The sequence below is a fragment of the Marinovum sp. genome (genome assembly GCF_048263515.1).
In the GTDB taxonomy this organism is placed as follows: Bacteria; Pseudomonadota; Alphaproteobacteria; order Rhodobacterales; family Rhodobacteraceae; genus Marinovum.
The window spans coordinates 54155-69157 of record NZ_JBLXEC010000014.1; the positions used below are offsets into that span (position 1 = coordinate 54155).

Annotated in this window: 14 protein-coding genes and 1 tRNA gene; 6 read left to right on the top strand and 9 right to left on the bottom strand. The window is 67.5% G+C overall.

Translation table 11 applies throughout. The annotated features are described in order from the left end of the window. The first annotated feature begins 25 nt into the window (after positions 1–25). Positions 26–361, top strand: a complete 336-nt coding sequence (locus ACN0SE_RS13645) for a DUF2794 domain-containing protein (protein WP_417525081.1) — start codon at positions 26–28, stop codon at positions 359–361. Between the two features lie 468 nt (positions 362–829). Here the strand turns inward: ACN0SE_RS13645 and ACN0SE_RS13650 are convergent, their stop codons facing one another. Beyond that, positions 830–2092 (bottom strand): glycosyltransferase, encoded by a 1263-nt coding sequence (locus tag ACN0SE_RS13650; protein WP_417525082.1) that lies wholly within the window; start codon positions 2090–2092, stop codon positions 830–832. A gap of 127 nt (positions 2093–2219) precedes the next feature. Here ACN0SE_RS13650 and ACN0SE_RS13655 point away from each other — a divergent pair, with 127 nt between their 5' ends. Together ACN0SE_RS13655 and ACN0SE_RS13660 are read left to right on the top strand one after the other, a co-directional pair. Then, a complete protein-coding gene (locus ACN0SE_RS13655) occupies positions 2220–2831 on the top strand; it encodes a TetR/AcrR family transcriptional regulator (protein ID WP_417525083.1) in 612 nt (203 codons plus the stop codon). Beyond that, the gene (locus tag ACN0SE_RS13660) at positions 2828–3598 is read left to right on the top strand and encodes a CPBP family intramembrane glutamic endopeptidase (protein WP_417525084.1); all 771 of its coding nucleotides are present in this window, start codon (positions 2828–2830) and stop codon (positions 3596–3598) included. Before ACN0SE_RS13655 ends, ACN0SE_RS13660 begins: the two co-directional genes overlap by 4 nt. Positions 3599–3671: 73 nt before the next feature. Here ACN0SE_RS13660 and ykgO read toward each other — a convergent pair whose 3' ends face one another. Then, complete coding sequence (ykgO, locus tag ACN0SE_RS13665) at positions 3672–3797, bottom strand: type B 50S ribosomal protein L36 (protein WP_008562923.1); 126 nt, start codon at positions 3795–3797, stop codon at positions 3672–3674. A gap of 79 nt (positions 3798–3876) precedes the next feature. Beyond that, positions 3877–3951, bottom strand: a tRNA-Val gene (locus tag ACN0SE_RS13670). Between the two features lie 154 nt (positions 3952–4105). Between ACN0SE_RS13670 and ACN0SE_RS13675 the strand changes: the two genes are divergently transcribed. Next, positions 4106–4966 (top strand): N-formylglutamate amidohydrolase, encoded by an 861-nt coding sequence (locus tag ACN0SE_RS13675; RefSeq protein WP_417525135.1) that lies wholly within the window; start codon positions 4106–4108, stop codon positions 4964–4966. Between the two features lie 387 nt (positions 4967–5353). On the opposite strand, the gene ACN0SE_RS13680 is transcribed toward ACN0SE_RS13675, so the two are convergent. Next, entirely contained in the window at positions 5354–6607 is a 1254-nt protein-coding gene (locus tag ACN0SE_RS13680) for a DNA polymerase IV (RefSeq protein WP_417525085.1), read from the bottom strand. Between the two features lie 63 nt (positions 6608–6670). Here ACN0SE_RS13680 and ACN0SE_RS13685 point away from each other — a divergent pair, with 63 nt between their 5' ends. Both ACN0SE_RS13685 and ACN0SE_RS13690 read left to right on the top strand, forming a co-directional pair. Next, on the top strand, positions 6671–7081 hold the full coding sequence (locus ACN0SE_RS13685; protein ID WP_417525086.1) for an NUDIX hydrolase: 411 nt from the start codon (positions 6671–6673) through the stop codon (positions 7079–7081). 57 nt (positions 7082–7138) lie between these two features. Beyond that, positions 7139–8794, top strand: coding sequence for an FAD/NAD(P)-binding protein (locus tag ACN0SE_RS13690; protein ID WP_417525087.1), 1656 nt, complete (start codon positions 7139–7141; stop codon positions 8792–8794). Positions 8795–9198: 404 nt separating this feature from the next. Here the strand turns inward: ACN0SE_RS13690 and ACN0SE_RS13695 are convergent, their stop codons facing one another. The 5 genes from ACN0SE_RS13695 to hemC all read right to left on the bottom strand — a co-directional run bounded on the left by ACN0SE_RS13695 (position 9199) and on the right by hemC (position 14790). After that, positions 9199–10788 carry an ATP-dependent DNA ligase gene (locus ACN0SE_RS13695; RefSeq protein ID WP_417525088.1) on the bottom strand — a complete coding sequence of 530 codons (1590 nt, stop codon included), beginning with the start codon at positions 10786–10788 and terminating at the stop codon, positions 9199–9201. Then, positions 10785–11789, bottom strand: coding sequence for a ligase-associated DNA damage response exonuclease (locus ACN0SE_RS13700; protein WP_417525089.1), 1005 nt, complete (start codon positions 11787–11789; stop codon positions 10785–10787). Before ACN0SE_RS13700 ends, ACN0SE_RS13695 begins: the two co-directional genes overlap by 4 nt. A 199-nt stretch (positions 11790–11988) precedes the next feature. Then, a complete protein-coding gene (locus ACN0SE_RS13705; protein WP_417525090.1) occupies positions 11989–12915 on the bottom strand; it encodes an electron transfer flavoprotein subunit alpha/FixB family protein in 927 nt (308 codons plus the stop codon). Then, positions 12915–13673: an electron transfer flavoprotein subunit beta/FixA family protein gene (locus ACN0SE_RS13710; protein ID WP_417525091.1), complete on the bottom strand. Its 759-nt coding sequence runs from the start codon at positions 13671–13673 to the stop codon at positions 12915–12917. Before ACN0SE_RS13710 ends, ACN0SE_RS13705 begins: the two co-directional genes overlap by 1 nt. A 151-nt stretch (positions 13674–13824) precedes the next feature. Next, positions 13825–14790, bottom strand: a complete 966-nt coding sequence (hemC, locus tag ACN0SE_RS13715) for a hydroxymethylbilane synthase (protein WP_417525092.1) — start codon at positions 14788–14790, stop codon at positions 13825–13827. Between the last annotated feature and the right edge of the window lie 213 nt (positions 14791–15003).

Sequence of the window (15003 nt, forward strand, 5' to 3'; positions counted from 1 at the left end):
CCGCAAAGCGCGCAACTCTCGGGGTATGAACAGCTTTTCCCCCTTGCCCGGCGCCGGTTCGGAAGTGGTGGCCTTTCAACGCACCGAGTTGGGCGTGATCCTGTCGCTCTATGGCCGCATGGTCGCCGCCGGCGAATGGCGCGACTACGGCATTTCCCATCTGCGCGACGTGGCGGTGTTCTCGGTGTTTCGCCGGACAGCGGAGAACCCGCTCTATCGGATCGAGAAGCGCCCGAAGCTGCGCAACAGGCAAGGAATGTATGCGGTGATCGGCATGGAAGGCCAAGTGCTCAAGCGCGGCCAGGATCTGCAGGCGGTGCTGCGGGTGCTGGAACGCAAGCTGATCCGGGCGGTGGAGTAGTAAGGCGTTGGTCTTGAAGTGGCTGACTTGCCCGACGGTAGAGCGGTGAGAGGCCCGGAACAAGGCCGCAGGCCGCCGGGCCAGCGGCTGCACGCCCCGTCGCACCAAAGGTGCGCCTCTAGGCTTTTAGCACGCCTCTGGCGTGACGGGCTGCCGCTTTGGCTGACGTAGGCGCATCGCTCGAAAGTCGTCCGAATTCGGCGGGGATAAAGCGCTGCCGAACTGAAGTTGTAGCGGAACCCCGCGGGCAGCCCCTGGCCCGACATGCGCGACGGTGAAGCGGTGAGAGGCCCGGAATCAAGGCCGCAGGCCGCCGGGCCAGCGGCTGCCCGCCCCACCGGGCTGCCGCTTTGGTGGACGAAAGCGCATCGCTCTGAGGTCTTCCGGATCCGGCGGATATAAAGCGCTGCCGAACTGAGGTTGCTGCGGCATCCCGCGGGCAGCCGCTGGCCCGGCTTGATCTAGGCGTCACACCACCGGCGGACGCGGCTCGAGTGACATCAGCCCATCGACCCAAGTCAGCTGTTTCGGCAGGCAGACCGTGCGCAGATCATACTCCGCCACCACCTTGGCCCGCGCCCTGGCCCGCAGATGCGCGCGCAGCTTGGGATCGTCGAGCAGGGTGCAGACCTGCTCCACCAGCGCTTCCTTGTCGAAGAAATCCACCAGCAGCCCGGTCTCGCCATTGCTCAGCACCTCGCGCACCGGCTCGGTATCGCTGGCGACGATCGGGGCGCCGGCGCTCATCGCCTCGAGCAGGGACCAGCTGAGCACGAAGGGGTAGGTCAGGTAGACATGCGCCCGGCTCACCCGCATGAACGACAGGAACACGTCATAGGGCACCCGGCCGAGGAAATGCACCCGCGCCCAATCGGCATCGGATATCTGACCGCGCACCTCGTCGATGAAGACCTGCTTCCAGCTCTTGCCATCAGGTGCCTTGGCGCCATAGCTCACCTGGTCGCCGCCGATCAGCACCACCTGCGCCTCGGGCCGCCGCCGCAGCAGGTCGGGCAGGGCGCGCATGAAGATGTGATAGCCGCGATAGGGCTCGAGGTTGCGGTTGATGAAGGTGATCACCTCATCCTCGCGGGTCAACTCGCCGCCGCCGGGCAGGGCCAGCCGGGCGGTGCCGTCGGCGGTGACATGGGCGGTGTCGATCCCGTCATGTACCACGGTGATCCGCTGGCGCATCTCCTGCGGAAAGGTGTCGGCCTGAAAGGCCGTCGGGCTGATCCCGGCATCACCCACCTCGAAGTGCAGCCGGTTGTTGAGGTTCTTCATCCGCAGCCGCAGGGCGTCGGTCTCGGGTCCGGTGCCGGTGAATTCGGGATCGAAGCCGACGAAGGGATACTCGGCGGTGTGATAGAGCTCGCAATAGAGCCCCAGCCGCGCCTCTGGCCAGACATCCTTGAGAAACAGGCTCTCGCCCCAGCCGTGATGGGCGAGGATGACGTCAGGGGTGAAGCCCCGGGCCTTGAGCGCCAAAGCCGCGCGGTAGCAGGAATGACCGCGAATGAACTTGGTCTCGAAATCCCCCAGCCAGGGGTGCAGGCCCTGCGCTGGCTTGCCCCGATACTTGTAGGGCAGGATGGTGACGCCCTTCCACTTGGTGACCTTGTCGACCTTGGGCGTCAGCGCCACCACCTGATCGCCACGCGCCGCCAGCGCCGGGGCGAGGTGTTTGTATTGTCCGGGAAAATTCTGGTGAATCAAAAGGTACTTGGTCACGGGGGATCACTGCTCTGGGCTTTTGTCATGACTATAGGAGCAGATCGCCGAGCGTTGCAAACCCGCAGAAGGCCCGCGCTCCGACGCCAGCCTTCAAATTACCGACACATGTCGGTATACTTCGACCATGCGCCAACGACTCACCCCGACCGACCGCCGCGCCCGCATTCTGGCGCAAGCCGCCAGGCTCATCGCCGAGCGCGGGTTTGACGGCACCGAGATGGAGGATATCCGCCTCGCCTGCGGCATCTCGCGCGGCGGGCTGTACCATCACTTCGGCAACAAGCACGCGGTGCTTGACGGGCTGGTGGCGGAGGAAGTGACAAAGCTGGCCGAGGCGCTGCGCGAAAGCGAGGCGCTGCCGATCCTGACGCTGATCACCGAAGGTTCGACCCACCTGGGCCAGGCACCGGGGGTGCTTGCCGGGATGCGCAGCGGGGCCGAGCGCCGCGCCTATCTCTCGAGCCTCGAACAGGCGCATGACACGATCCTGAGCGCGCCCCTGCGCGAGGCGTTGGCGCCGCATGTGCGCGACGGCACCGACCCCGCGCATCTGGCCGAGCTGTTCCTGACCGTCACCGCGCATATCAACCGCCGCGAAATCCTCGGAACCTGGTCAGCGGCGCAGTCCGCCGGATTTGCCGCCACCGCGCTGGCGGCCCTGGCGCCGATGCTCAAGACGCCGGAGGCATTGGAGCCTCTGATCGCCGCGCTCAAGTCACAGGGAGAGGGCGCATGACCATCCCGCCGTTCCTGGCGCTGACCTTCGCCATTTCGCTGGCCGGGTTTGCCTGCATCTACCTGATCCCCGCCGCGCGCAGCCCGGAGAGCCTGACCGGTCTGCCGTTCTGGCTGCTCATGGTCTGGGGGCCGTCGCTGGCGGCGATTCTCCTCAGCCTGCGGGACGGGCAGCTTGCCGATCTGCTGGGCCGGATGATCCGGGTTTCCAGCGTGCCGCTGTCGGTCTGGGGGCTGGTCCTGGCGCCCATGGTCCTGATCCTGCTGCTGAGACCCTTTGCGCCCGGCGGTGCGCTGCCGCTTGGCGTGGGGGCAGTGGCGCTGATGGTGGCCTTCAACCTGATCCTCGGGCCGCTGGGCGAGGAACTGGGCTGGCGCGGCGTGCTGCAGACCCGGCTGGGCGCGCAGATGGGTTGGCTCGAGGCGGCCTTGCTGACGGGCGTGATCTGGGCGGCCTGGCACCTGCCGCTCTGGACGATCGAGTCGCCGCATGCGGCGATCAGCCTGCCGCTCTTTGCCGGTCACGTGATGCTCTATTCGGTTATCATCGGCGCGGCGCATACCCTGTCGGGCGGGTCGCTCCTGCCGGCGATCCTGTTGCACCTGAGCTTCAATCTCGCGGCCAATCTGGCGGTCTTTGCCGGGTTTCGCAATCCCGATGCCTGGTTCTGGGCGAGCCTTGCGCCCTACGGTCTTCTGGCCCTGGCGTCGATTGTGCTGGTCTATGCCCGGACAGGTGAGAGCGGGCTGCGCTGGCTGTCGCTGTGACCGGGAGCACAGCACAAAGAAAAAGGACCGCGCAGTTGCCTGCACGGTCCTTGAAACTGGTCGCTGTCTGCGCTCAGCCCTGGCGGGCCTTGAACCGACGCTGCGTCTTGTTGATCACATAGACGCGGCCCTTGCGGCGCACAACGCGGCAATCGCGGTGGCGATTCTTGAGCGAACGGAGCGAGTTCTTGACTTTCATGTCCGTCTCTCCTTCTACGCGGCGCGTGGCGTGCGCCTTGGTTGCGGTCTGCCCCTCCCCGGAGGGACAGGCGGTGAAATGGTGGGCGATACTGGGATCGAACCAGTGACCCCTTCGATGTCAACGAAGTGCTCTACCGCTGAGCTAATCGCCCGGAAAACCCGAACCGGCCAGGAGCCCCAAAATGAATGGGGCGCGGAACCCCGCGCCAGTGGCGGTGTCTATAAAAGCGAATGTCGGGGGGATCAAGGGCTTTTGCACCGGAAAAGAAACAGACTATGATCCTTTCATATTCGAAGGAGGGCTTCGTGCCGAAATTCGCCTTTCACCTGACCCGGCCTGAGCGTCCTGCCACGCCGGTGGTCTTTGCGTCACCGCACTCCGGCCGGGACTATCCCTGGTCGTTCCTGCGGCGCACCGTGCTCGACGAACATGTGATCCGGACCTCGGAAGATGCCTATGTAGACAGGCTTTTCGAATGCGCGCCGCAGTTTGGTGCGGCCTTTCTCAAGGCCGGCGCGCCGCGCGCCTTCATCGATCTCAACCGCTCCGCCGACGAGCTTGATCCGGCGCTGATCGAAGGCGCGCGCAAGCCCGGTCACAATCCGCGGGTGACCTCGGGCCTCGGGGTGATTCCGCGCGTGGTGGCCGGTGGGCGGTCGATCTATCGCGGCAAGCTGTCGCTGGCCGAGGCCGAGACGCGAATCGAAAAGTACTGGCGGCCGTATCACAGCCAGCTGCAGCAGCTTCTGACCGAGGCGCATGACATCTTCGGCGAAGCGATTCTCGTCGATTGCCACTCGATGCCGCATGAGGCGCTGGATCCGATTGCCCGGTCAGGCGCGCGCAGACCCGAGGTTGTGATCGGGGATCGGTTTGGCGCGTCTGCCAGCGAGGCCGTGGTCGACCGGATCGAGACCGCCTTTCTGAATGCCGGGCTCTGCGTGGTGCGCAATGCGCCTTTTGCCGGGGCCTATATCACCCAGCACTACGGCCGCCCGTCGCGGCGCCAGCACGCGGTGCAGATCGAGATCGACCGGTCGATCTACATGAACGAACATGCGATTCGTCCGAATGCGAACTTCCAGGCCTTCCGCAGGGTGCTGCGCGGGGTGGTGGCCGAGATCGCCTCGATCGGCGGCCAGGAAATGCCGATGGCGGCGGAATAGCCACGTTCGGGTAGTGCGCGGGCCCGGAGCAAGGGCGTAAGCCCGCCGGGCCAGCGGCCGCCCGCCCCCCGGGCTGCCGCTTTGTCGGCGTAGGCGCGCCGGTCTGATCTTTTCCGGATTTGGCCGGGATAAAGCGCCGCCGAACTGAGGCTGCAGCGGCACCCCGCGGGCAGCCGCTGGCCCGGCTCACCTCAGGCGATACCCAGGATCAGAGCCCCACAGGCCCGGGATCAAGGCCGCAGGCCGCCGGGCCAGCGGCTGCCCGCCCCATCGGGCTGCCGCTTTATCGACGTAGGCGCACTGCTCTGATCTTTTCCGGATTTGGCCAAAATAAAGCGCTGCCGAACCGAGGGAGCAGCGGCACCCCGCGGGCAGCCGCTGGCCCGGCTACCGCAACGCCCGGCCCTTCAGGATCGCATCCGGCCCGAAGCGCGCGCGAATCGCGTCCGTGGCGCGCTCGGCTCCGGCCCGCCGCGCCGCATCGGGGTCGAGCAGATCGGCCGACCGGTCGGCCTCGGCCGCCGGCACCAGGTGCGAGATCCCGCAGCCCACCAGCCGGTACGGCCCCTTGTCGCCTACCGCGTCGAACATGCCGCGGGCGCAGCGGTAGATCGTGTCGGCCATCTGCGTCGCATCCCGCAAAGACTGCCGCCGCGACAGGGTCTGGAAATTCGCCTGTTTCAGCTTCAGCGTCACCACCTGGCCCGCCATGTCTCTGGCCTTGGCGCGGTCGGCCACCTTCTCGGCCATGCGCCAGAGATGCCCGTCCAAGAGATCGGGATCCGAGGTATCCTCGCCGAATGTCGTCTCGTTCGAGATCGACTTGACCGGCGCATTGGCCGAAACCCGCCGCCGGTCCTGCCCCCGCGCCAGATGCCAGAGCCGTGTGCCCATCGAGCCGAACCGCGCGGTCAGATCGCGCTCGTCCCAGCGCCGCAGGTCGTCGAAGCTGCGGATGCCGGCGCGCTCCAGCGACTCCTGTGTCGCCTGGCCCACACCCCAGATCATCCGCACCGGCTTGCCGGCAAGAAACGCCTCGGTCTCGCGCTGGCCGATCACCGAAAAGCCGTGCGGCTTGTCGAGATCGCTGGCGATCTTGGCGAGGAACTTGTTGTGCGACAGCCCGATCGAGCCGGTCACCCCAAGCTCGTTGCGCATCCGCCGCACCAGCCGGGCCAGCATCACCGCCGGCGGATGGCCATGCAGCCGCGCGGTGCCGGTCAGGTCGAGAAAGGCCTCGTCGAGCGACAGCGGCTCCACCACCGGCGTCAGCTCGTCCATCATCGCGCGGATGGCGCGCGACACCTCGACATAGGCGCTCATCCGCGGCTTGATCACCACCGCGTCGGGGCAGAGCTTGATCGCCTTGAACATCGGCATCGCCGAGCGCACGCCACGGATTCGCGCCACGTAACAGGCGGTCGAGACCACGCCGCGCCGGCCGCCGCCGATGATCACCGGCTTGTGCGCCAGCGAAGGGTCGTCGCGCTTTTCGACGCTGGCATAGAAGGCATCGCAGTCCATATGCGCGATCGACAGCTCCATCAGCTCGTCATTGGCCACGACGCGCCGCGACCGGCAGGCCGGACAGGCGGCGCCGCTGTCGAATTCGTGAAGGCAATCGCGACAAAGTGCTGGCATGCGGGACTCGTGGAGAAGGCGCACTATATATACGGGACCCGGTCCTTCAGAGCGAGAGGCAGTATGGAGAATTCCGAGTTTGCCGGCACCAAGCTTGCGCTGTTCATCGGCGGCAAGCTTCTGGTCATCCGGCGCGACGACAGACCGGACATCCCCTGGCCCAATCACCTGGACCTGCCGGGTGGCGGGCGCGAGGACGGGGAATCCGCCGCCGATTGCGTGCTGCGCGAGACCCGCGAAGAGGTGGGGCTGCGGCTCGATCCGCAACAGCTGGTCTACGAAATCGCCTATGACCGGCCGATCGGGCCGATGGTGTTCTTTGCCGCCCATGTGCCGCCGGATGCGGCCGCCGATATCGTCTTTGGCAACGAGGGGCAGGGCTGGATGCTGATGTCCCCCGAGGAATACGCCAATCACCCCGAAGCCGTGCCGCATTTCCGCGAGCAGATATCCAGATACCTGGGCTTTCGCTAGCACCGGGCCGCAGAGACCGGCCGCGCCACCGCGCCCGCCCGGATCGGAGGAACTTGCATGCCGTCAGACACTTCCCAGAGGCGGATCGCCCTGATCGGGATGGGCCCGCGCGGGCTCGGCGCGCTCGAGGCGCTGGCCACGCGCTGGCCAAGGGACGCCCAGCCGCTGGCCGTCGATGTCTTCGAGCCCGATCCGCATCCCGGCGCCGGCCCGAATTTCTCGCCTGACGAGACGCCGCACTGCCTGCTCAACACGCCCCTGCGCGATATCGACATCCCGCCGCCGGATTTCTCGCGCGTGGGCAGCTTCGAGATGCGGCTCGACCCGCCCGCCGACCCCGACAGTTTCCCGACGCGCGCCGAGATCGGCGACTACCTGCAGGCCCGGTTCGAGGACCTGCTGGCGCTCGAGCATCTCGACGTGACCCTGCAGCCCCGGCGGATCGAGGCCCTGCGGTCCTGCGAGGCCGGCTGGGAGCTGGGCGGGGATGCCGGCTGGAACGGGCCGTACGCCGCCGTGCTCCTGACCCCCGGCCAGCCTGCCGTCGAGCCCGACACGCAATGGGCGCGCTGGCAGGGCCATGTGGCGCGCGGGCAGGGGGTGCTGGCGCAGGCCTATCCCGCCAAGGAGTTGATTGCCGCCGCGCAGCACTGGCAAGGCCGCACGGTGGCGATCCGCGGCATGGGGCTCTCGGCCTTTGACGTGCTTCGGGCGCTGACGGTGGCGCAGGGCGGGGCCTTCTTCGACGGGCAGTACCTGCCTTCGGGACGCGAGCCGACGCGCATCCTGCCGTTCTCGCTCGACGGCAGCCCGCCGTATCCCAAGCCAGAGACGGGCGCGCTGGACGGCAAGTTTGCCGCCAGGCTGGCGGAGACGCGGATTTTCGATGCGGCGATTTCCGAGGCCAGCCAGTCGACGCCCTACACCGCCCGCCGGCTGATCAATGCCGCGCTGATCGCGCCGGTGACCCGCATCCTGCGCGACTTCGGCGAAGAAGAGGCGGCGGCGCAGGTGGCCGATTGGCTGGACAGCGAATGGGATGCGCCCGGCAGCCAGGAGAGCACCGGCCCGGTCGACACCCTGCGCCACGGGATCGCCATGGCCGAGGGCCGCGCGGTGCCCTCGATCGGCTACACCGTGGGCCAGGTCTGGCGGCGCTGGCAGAACAACCTGCGCGCGGGCTTCAACCCAGTGATGCCACCGGGCGAGACCGCCGAGCTGATCGTCGGCTTCGACGAGGGGCTCAAGCGCTATTCCTACGGCGCGCCGGTGGGCTCGACGCGGGAATGGCTGGCATTGGCGGATGCTGGTCTGGTCGACATGCGGCTGGCGGCGGACCCGGCCTTTGACCTGACCGAGGACGGCTGGGAGATGACCGCCGGCGACGAGGTGGCGCAGGTCGACGTGATGATCGACGCGGTGCTGCCGGATGCGGATATCTCGATCGTCACCGCGCCGCTGATCCGGTCGATGCTGGAGGAGGGCCGGCTGGTGCCTGTGGCCGAGGGGCTGGGGGCGCAGACCCTGCCGGATGGCAGCGTGGTCGGGGTGGACGGCGCGGCGCAGCCCGGGCTTTACCTCCTGGGGCGGCTGTCGCTGGGCAGCGTGATCGCCGCGGATTCGCTGCACGATTGTCTCGGGGCCGCGGCAGGGCGCTGGGCGGAGGGGGTCGTGAGGCAGGTGTCGGGCGAGGAGATGGCCGAGGTGTGCTGAGGCGGCAGAGTCCCCAGCCCGGTTCAAAGACCCAAGCGCGTTAACAGCGGCCAGAGGCCGCCGCGCATCGCCGGGCTGCCCGCCGGCACGGCGATTTTGTTGCCACCAGCGCGTCGATCCCATCTTTTCCGGATCGGCCGGGATAAAGCGCTGCCGAACTCCGGCAGGTTCGCCGCGCCGCGGCCCGACGACACGCGGCTCCGTACCTCACTCCGAATAAGGCACACAGCGCGTTAACAGCGGCTGCAAGCCGCCGCGCATCGCCGGGCCGCCCGCCGGCACGGCGAATTGGCCGGCGTGAGCGCGCCGCTCCGGTCTTCTTCGGATTTGGCGGGGATAAAGCGCTGCCGAACCACCGATGGATCGCCGCACCGCGGCCCGCCGATGCGCGGCTTGCCCATGCGTCAGCCGTAAAGCGCCAGCATCTCGTTCAGATCGGCCAGGGTGTTGGCCTCCGATACCGGCTTGTCCTTGCGCCAGCGCAGCATGCGCGGGAACCGCAGCGCTACCCCGGACTTGTGCCGCGACGAGGCCTGGATACCCTCGAAAGCGATCTCGAAGACATGCACCGGTTTGACCTGCCGCACCGGCCCGAACTTTTGCAGCGTGTTGCGCCGCACCCACGAGGTGATCTCGCGGAACTCGGCGTCGGTCAGGCCGGAATAGGCCTTGGTGAATGGCGTCAGCTCGTCACCGTTCCAGACCGCAAAGGTGTAATCGGTGAACAGGTTTGCGCGCCGCCCGCTGCCCGATTGCGCATAGATCATCACCGCGTCGATGGTCAGCGGGTCGACCTTCCACTTCCACCAGTCGCCGCGCTTGCGTCCAGCGAGATAGGCGCTGTCGCGGCGCTTGATCATCAGCCCCTCGACGCTCTCGGCGCGCGAGTGCTCGCGCACCTGGGCCAGGGTCTCCCAGCTGTCGAAATCCACCTCCTGCGAGAGCCGCACCGGCGCCGCCTCCGGCACCTCGGCCAGCAGCGACGCCAGTTGCGCACGGCGCTCGGCGAAAGGCACCTGGCGCAGATCGGCACCCTCGGCCTCGAGCAGATCATAGGCCATGAAGATCACCGGCGAAGAGCGCAGCACCTTGGCCGGCACCTTCTTCAGCCCGATCCGTTTCTGCAAAGCGTTGAAGCCCAGAGGCCTCTCCTCGGCAAAGGCCAGCAGCTCGCCGTCCAGCACCGTGCCGTCGGGCAGGAAATCGGCCAGCTGCGCCAGCTCGGGCAAGCGTTCGGTCATCAGCTCCTCGCCGCGCGACCAGACGTGATGCGCGCCGCCGCGGCGGATGAACTGGCCACGGATGCCGTCCCATTTGCGCTCGGCGTGCCAGTCGGCGGGATCGCCCAACTCTGCCGGGTCATCCACCGGATGGGCGAGGTAGAAGGGATAAGGCCGCGACAGGTCGGCAGTCGGGTCCTCGGCCTCGATCAGCGCCTCCCAGCTGGTGGTCTCCGGCGTCCAGTTGCCCATCAGCTTGTGGGTCAGCGTTGGCTCGTCCTGACCGGTGGAAATGGCCAGCGCCCGGGTCATCAGCTTGGCGCTGACCCCCATGCGAAAGCCGCCGGTGAGCAGCTTGTTGAACAGGAACCGCTCGCGGGTCGCAAGGCTGTCCCAGGCGGCGATCACCTGCGCCTTGCGGTCCTCTTCCTCCAGCGTCGCCAGTTCCTTGACCGTGGCGATCCAGTGGCTGAGGCTCTGGTCGCGCTGTTGGCCGGGCTCGGGAAGGACAAGGCTGATGGTCTCCGCCAGATCGCCCACCACGTGGTAGCTGTCTTCGAACAGCCAGGTCGGCAGCCCCGCCACCTCGGCCGCCCATTCCCGCAGCCGGGTCGAGGTGACCGCCCGCCGGGGCCGCCGCCCGGTAAAGAGCGCGATGGTCCAGAGTCTGTCTTCGGGCGGGGCGCTGCCCAGGTACTCGGCCAGAGCCGCGACCTTGACGCTGGTCTTGGTGGTCTCGTCGATGCGGGCGAAAAGCGCGGCGAACTCCTTCATGTCGCCTCCTCGCCATCGTCACCACTGTATTCGGTCGAGACCACATGCGCGTCGTAGCCCTGTTCTGTCAGGTAGCGCTGGAAACTGGCGGTGTAGCCATGGGTGACAAAGACCTTCTCGGCCCCGGTTGCCTTGATCGCCGCGTTGAGCCCCTCCCAATCGGCGTGGTCAGAGACCACGAATCCCCGATCGGTGCCCCGCCTCCGCCGCACCCCGCGCAGCGCCATCCAGCCAGAGGCAAAGGCGCTGGCGGCCTTGGGGAAGCGCTTGACCCAGCCATGGGTGGTGCTGCCCGGCGTGGCGATGATCAGCGCGCCGGGGTGGGTCATGGCCGAGACCTCCTCGGTGATCCGCACGGTGTCCGGCAGGGTGACGCCTTGCGCACGCAGCACCTCGTTGGTGTTCTCGACCGCCGTCACCGCCAGCAGCGGGCCGATCGAGGTGTCGACCGTGCGCATCAGCCGCTGCGCCTTGCCCAGCGCATAGGCGCCGATGATCGAGGGGCGACCCTCGGCGGCATTGGCGGCCCACCAGTCGTTGACCTGGCGGGCCAGCTCTTCCTGCGGGGTCCACTTGAAGATCGGCAGGCCGAAGGTGCTTTCCGAGATGAAGGCATGGCAGGGCACCGGCTCGAAGGGCTCTGACAGCCCGTCGTCGACGGTCTTGTAATCGCCCGAGGCGACCCAGACCTCGCCCTTCACCTCGACGCGGATCTGCGCCGAGCCGGGCACGTGGCCGGCGGGATGAAACGAGACCTTGGCATCGCCGATCTGCCGGGTTTCGGCATAGTCGATGGTCTCGATCCGGGCCTCGTCGCCCAGCCGGTAGCGCATCACCGGGGCGGTGGCGCTGGTGGCGAGGTAACGTCCCATGTCGGGGCGGGCATGGTCGGAATGGCCGTGGGTGATCAGCGCCCTGGGCACCGGACGCCAGGGGTCGATGTAGAAATCGCCAGCCGGGCAATAGATGCCGCTGTCGGTGAAGGTGAGAACGTCGGCCATCCTCCAGTTATAGGGCGGCGGGACCGGCGGGAAAGGTGAGGCTGCCGTGGTCGTGCTATTTGGGCCGTGCCGTTCCGTAGGGTGGGTTTGCAACCCACCGTCCCCCGGGCCTTCACGCACCCCACCCCGAAACGCAAAAGGCCCGCCATCTCCGGCGGGCCTTCGCAATGCGTAGGGTGGGTTTGCACCCCACCGAACCTTACAGCTTCTCGGTCAGCTCCGGCACGGCGGTGAACAGATCGGCGACAAGGCCGTAATCCGCCACCTGGAAGATCGGCGCTTCCTCGTCCTTGTTGATCGCGACGATGATCTTCGAGTCCTTCATGCCGGCAAGGTGCTGGATGGCGCCCGAGATGCCCACGGCGATATAGAGGTCGGGGGCGACCACCTTGCCGGTCTGGCCAACCTGCCAGTCGTTCGGCGCAAAGCCCGAGTCGACAGCCGCGCGCGAGGCGCCGACGGCGGCACCCAGCTTGTCGGCCAGGGCTTCGATGATCTTGAAGTCCTCTTCCGAGCCGACACCACGTCCACCGGAGACGACGACGCCGGCCGAGGTCAGCTCGGGACGGTCGCTGGCGGCCAGCTTGTCCTCGACCCAGGTCGAGAGACCCGGATCCTCGGCGGCGCCCACGGTTTCGATCGGAGCTGCGGCCTGATCGCCGGCGGCGTCGAAGGTCGAGGTGCGGATCGAGATCACCTTCTTGGCGTCGGTGCTTTTCACCGTCTGCACGGCGTTGCCGGCATAGATCGGACGCTCGAAGGTCTCGGCATCGACGACGCCGGAGACATCCGAGATCACCATGACGTCGAGCAGCGCCGCCACCCGGGGCAGCACGTTCTTGGCGTCGGTGGTGGCGGGTGCCACGATGTGATCATAGTCGCCGGCCAGCGACACGATCAGCGCCGCGGTGCTTTCGGCCAGGCGGTGACCCAGTGAGGCATCCTCGGCGACCAGCACCTTGGCGACACCGGCGATCTTGGCAGCGGCCTTACCCGCGGCGGCGGCAGAGCCCCCGGCGCAGAGCACGGTCACGTCACCCAGCGAGGTGACGGCGGCCACGGTCTTGGCGGTGGCGTCGAGCGCCAGTTCACCGTCGTTGACTTCGGCAAGAAGAAGTACAGCCATCACACAGCCCCCGCAGCTTTGAGTTTCTCGATAAGCTCGTCGACCGAGCCCACCATTTCACCGGCAGCGCGCGCCGGCGGCTCTTCGGTCTTGATGACCTGAAGGCGCGGCGAGACGTCGACGCCGTAGTCGGCGGGCGTCTTTTCATCCAGCGGCTTCTTCTTGGCCTTCATGATGTTGGGCAGCGAGGCATAGCGCGGCTCGTTGAGGCGCAGGTCCACGGTGACCACGGCGGGCATCTTGACGCTGATGGTCTGCAGACCGCCGTCGACCTCGCGGGTGACCTTGGCGCTGTCGCCGTCGATGTCGACCTCCGAGGCAAAGGTCGCCTGCGACCAGCCCAGCAGGGCGGCGGTCATCTGGCCGGTGGCGTTCATGTCGTTGTCGATGGCCTGCTTGCCGCAGATCACGAGACCCGGGGCCTCTTCCTCGACGATCCTGGCGAGGATCTTGGCCACGGCCAGCGGTTCGATGTCGGTGTGCACGTCATCGGCGGCGACCACCAGGATCGCGCGGTCGGCGCCCATGGCCAGCGCGGTGCGCAGGGTTTCCTGCGCCTGCTTGACGCCGACGGAGACGGCGATGATCTCTTCGACCTTGCCGGCTTCCTTCAGGCGGATCGCCTCTTCGACGGCAATCTCGTCGAAGGGGTTCATCGACATCTTGACGTTGGCCAGATCGACACCGCTGCCGTCCGCTTTGACGCGAACCTTCACGTTGTAGTCGATCACGCGTTTGACGGGTACGAGCACCTTCATCTGCGCAACTCTCCTATTGGTTTTCGCCCCTTGCGGGCCGAGTCAGAACTTCTTGTCCGGGGTTGTTGATAAAGGCTGGATCCCGGGGGCAACAGGTCAAAATCGTCACGCTAGCGCTAAAGGACGCCGCGTTTACGCGAAACTCCGACGCCTATGCGCTGCGCCAATCGAAGAAGCCGGGGCCTGCGCGCTCCAGCAACCGCCGGCCCATGTCACGGCCCAGCGCCGCGCCATCGGCGATCGGTGCCTCGGCCGCATCGGTCAGCGTCTCAGAGCCGTCGGGCCGCAGGATCTCGCCACGCAGGCGCAGGGTGCCGCCCGAGAGCTCGGCCAGACCGGCAATCGGCGTTTCGCAGGAGCCGTCGAGCGCCGCCAGAAAGGCGCGTTCGGCGGCAAGGCGCTGGGCGGTCTCGGTGTGGTGAATGGGGTCCAGAAGGGCGGCGGTGGCCATGTCGCCCTCGCGCCGTTCGATGCCGATGGCGCCCTGCGCCACGGCGGGAAGCATGTCGTCGGTGGCAATCGGGCGGGCCGGGACGTCACCCAGCATGCCCAGCCGGGTCAGCCCGGCCATGGCAAGGAAAGTGCACGACGCAACGCCGTCCTCGAGCTTGCGCAGCCGGGTCTGCACGTTGCCGCGGAACTGCACCACCTCGAGATCGGGCCGGCGGTTCAGCAGCTGAGCGCGCCGGCGCAGCGAGGAGGTGCCGACGACCGCGCCCTCGGGCAAGTCAGCGATGCCGCCGAGCCCGGGCGAGATGAAGGCATCGCGCACATCCTCGCGTGGCAGGTAGCAGTCGAGCACCAGCCCCTCGGGCTGGGCGACCGGCATGTCCTTCATCGAATGCACCGCGATATCGATGGCGCCCGAGAGGAGCGCCTCTTCGATCTCCTTGGTGAAAAGCCCCTTGCCCCCCAGTTCCTTGAGCGGGGTGTCGGTGGCGATCAGCGCGCGGTCGTCGCCGGTGGTCTTGATCACCACGATGGCAAAGGCGGCCTCCGGCAGGTCGAAGGCGGCGCAGATGCGGGCGCGGGTCTCATGCGCCTGGGCCAGCGCCAGCGGCGAGCCACGGGTGCCGATCTTGAGCGGGGCGTCGGGGGAGGGAAAGGCATGCGTCATGGGCCGACTGTCTAGCCGTGGCACAGGGGCGTGACAAGCGGCGGCGTGCGGGGTGGGTGTGTGTTGGGGGCTTCGATGTGCGCCAGGACTTCGACGCCGGTCAGGAGGCCCCGGATCAAGTCCGGGGCTGCGGCAGTGAGAGCCGTGACCTGCAGGGCGGCAGTGAGAGCCGTGACCTGCAGGGCGGCAGTGAGAGCCGTGACCTGCGGGGCA

Bases quoted from the DNA above. Each gene is read 5' to 3' on its own strand.
- ACN0SE_RS13645 (WP_417525081.1), top strand. From the start codon at position 26: ATGAACAGCTTTTCCCCCTTGCCCGGCGCCGGTTCGGAAGTGGTGGCC.
- ACN0SE_RS13655 (WP_417525083.1), top strand. From the start codon at position 2,220: ATGCGCCAACGACTCACCCCGACCGACCGCCGCGCCCGCATTCTGGCG.
- ACN0SE_RS13660 (WP_417525084.1), top strand. From the start codon at position 2,828: ATGACCATCCCGCCGTTCCTGGCGCTGACCTTCGCCATTTCGCTGGCC.
- ykgO (WP_008562923.1), bottom strand. From the start codon at position 3,797: ATGAAAGTCAAGAACTCGCTCCGTTCGCTCAAGAATCGCCACCGCGAT.
- ACN0SE_RS13680 (WP_417525085.1), bottom strand. From the start codon at position 6,607: ATGCCAGCACTTTGTCGCGATTGCCTTCACGAATTCGACAGCGGCGCC.
- ACN0SE_RS13685 (WP_417525086.1), top strand. From the start codon at position 6,671: ATGGAGAATTCCGAGTTTGCCGGCACCAAGCTTGCGCTGTTCATCGGC.
- ACN0SE_RS13690 (WP_417525087.1), top strand. From the start codon at position 7,139: ATGCCGTCAGACACTTCCCAGAGGCGGATCGCCCTGATCGGGATGGGC.
- ACN0SE_RS13695 (WP_417525088.1), bottom strand. From the start codon at position 10,788: ATGAAGGAGTTCGCCGCGCTTTTCGCCCGCATCGACGAGACCACCAAG.
- ACN0SE_RS13700 (WP_417525089.1), bottom strand. From the start codon at position 11,789: ATGGCCGACGTTCTCACCTTCACCGACAGCGGCATCTATTGCCCGGCT.
- ACN0SE_RS13705 (WP_417525090.1), bottom strand. From the start codon at position 12,915: ATGGCTGTACTTCTTCTTGCCGAAGTCAACGACGGTGAACTGGCGCTC.
- ACN0SE_RS13710 (WP_417525091.1), bottom strand. From the start codon at position 13,673: ATGAAGGTGCTCGTACCCGTCAAACGCGTGATCGACTACAACGTGAAG.
- hemC (WP_417525092.1), bottom strand. From the start codon at position 14,790: ATGACGCATGCCTTTCCCTCCCCCGACGCCCCGCTCAAGATCGGCACC.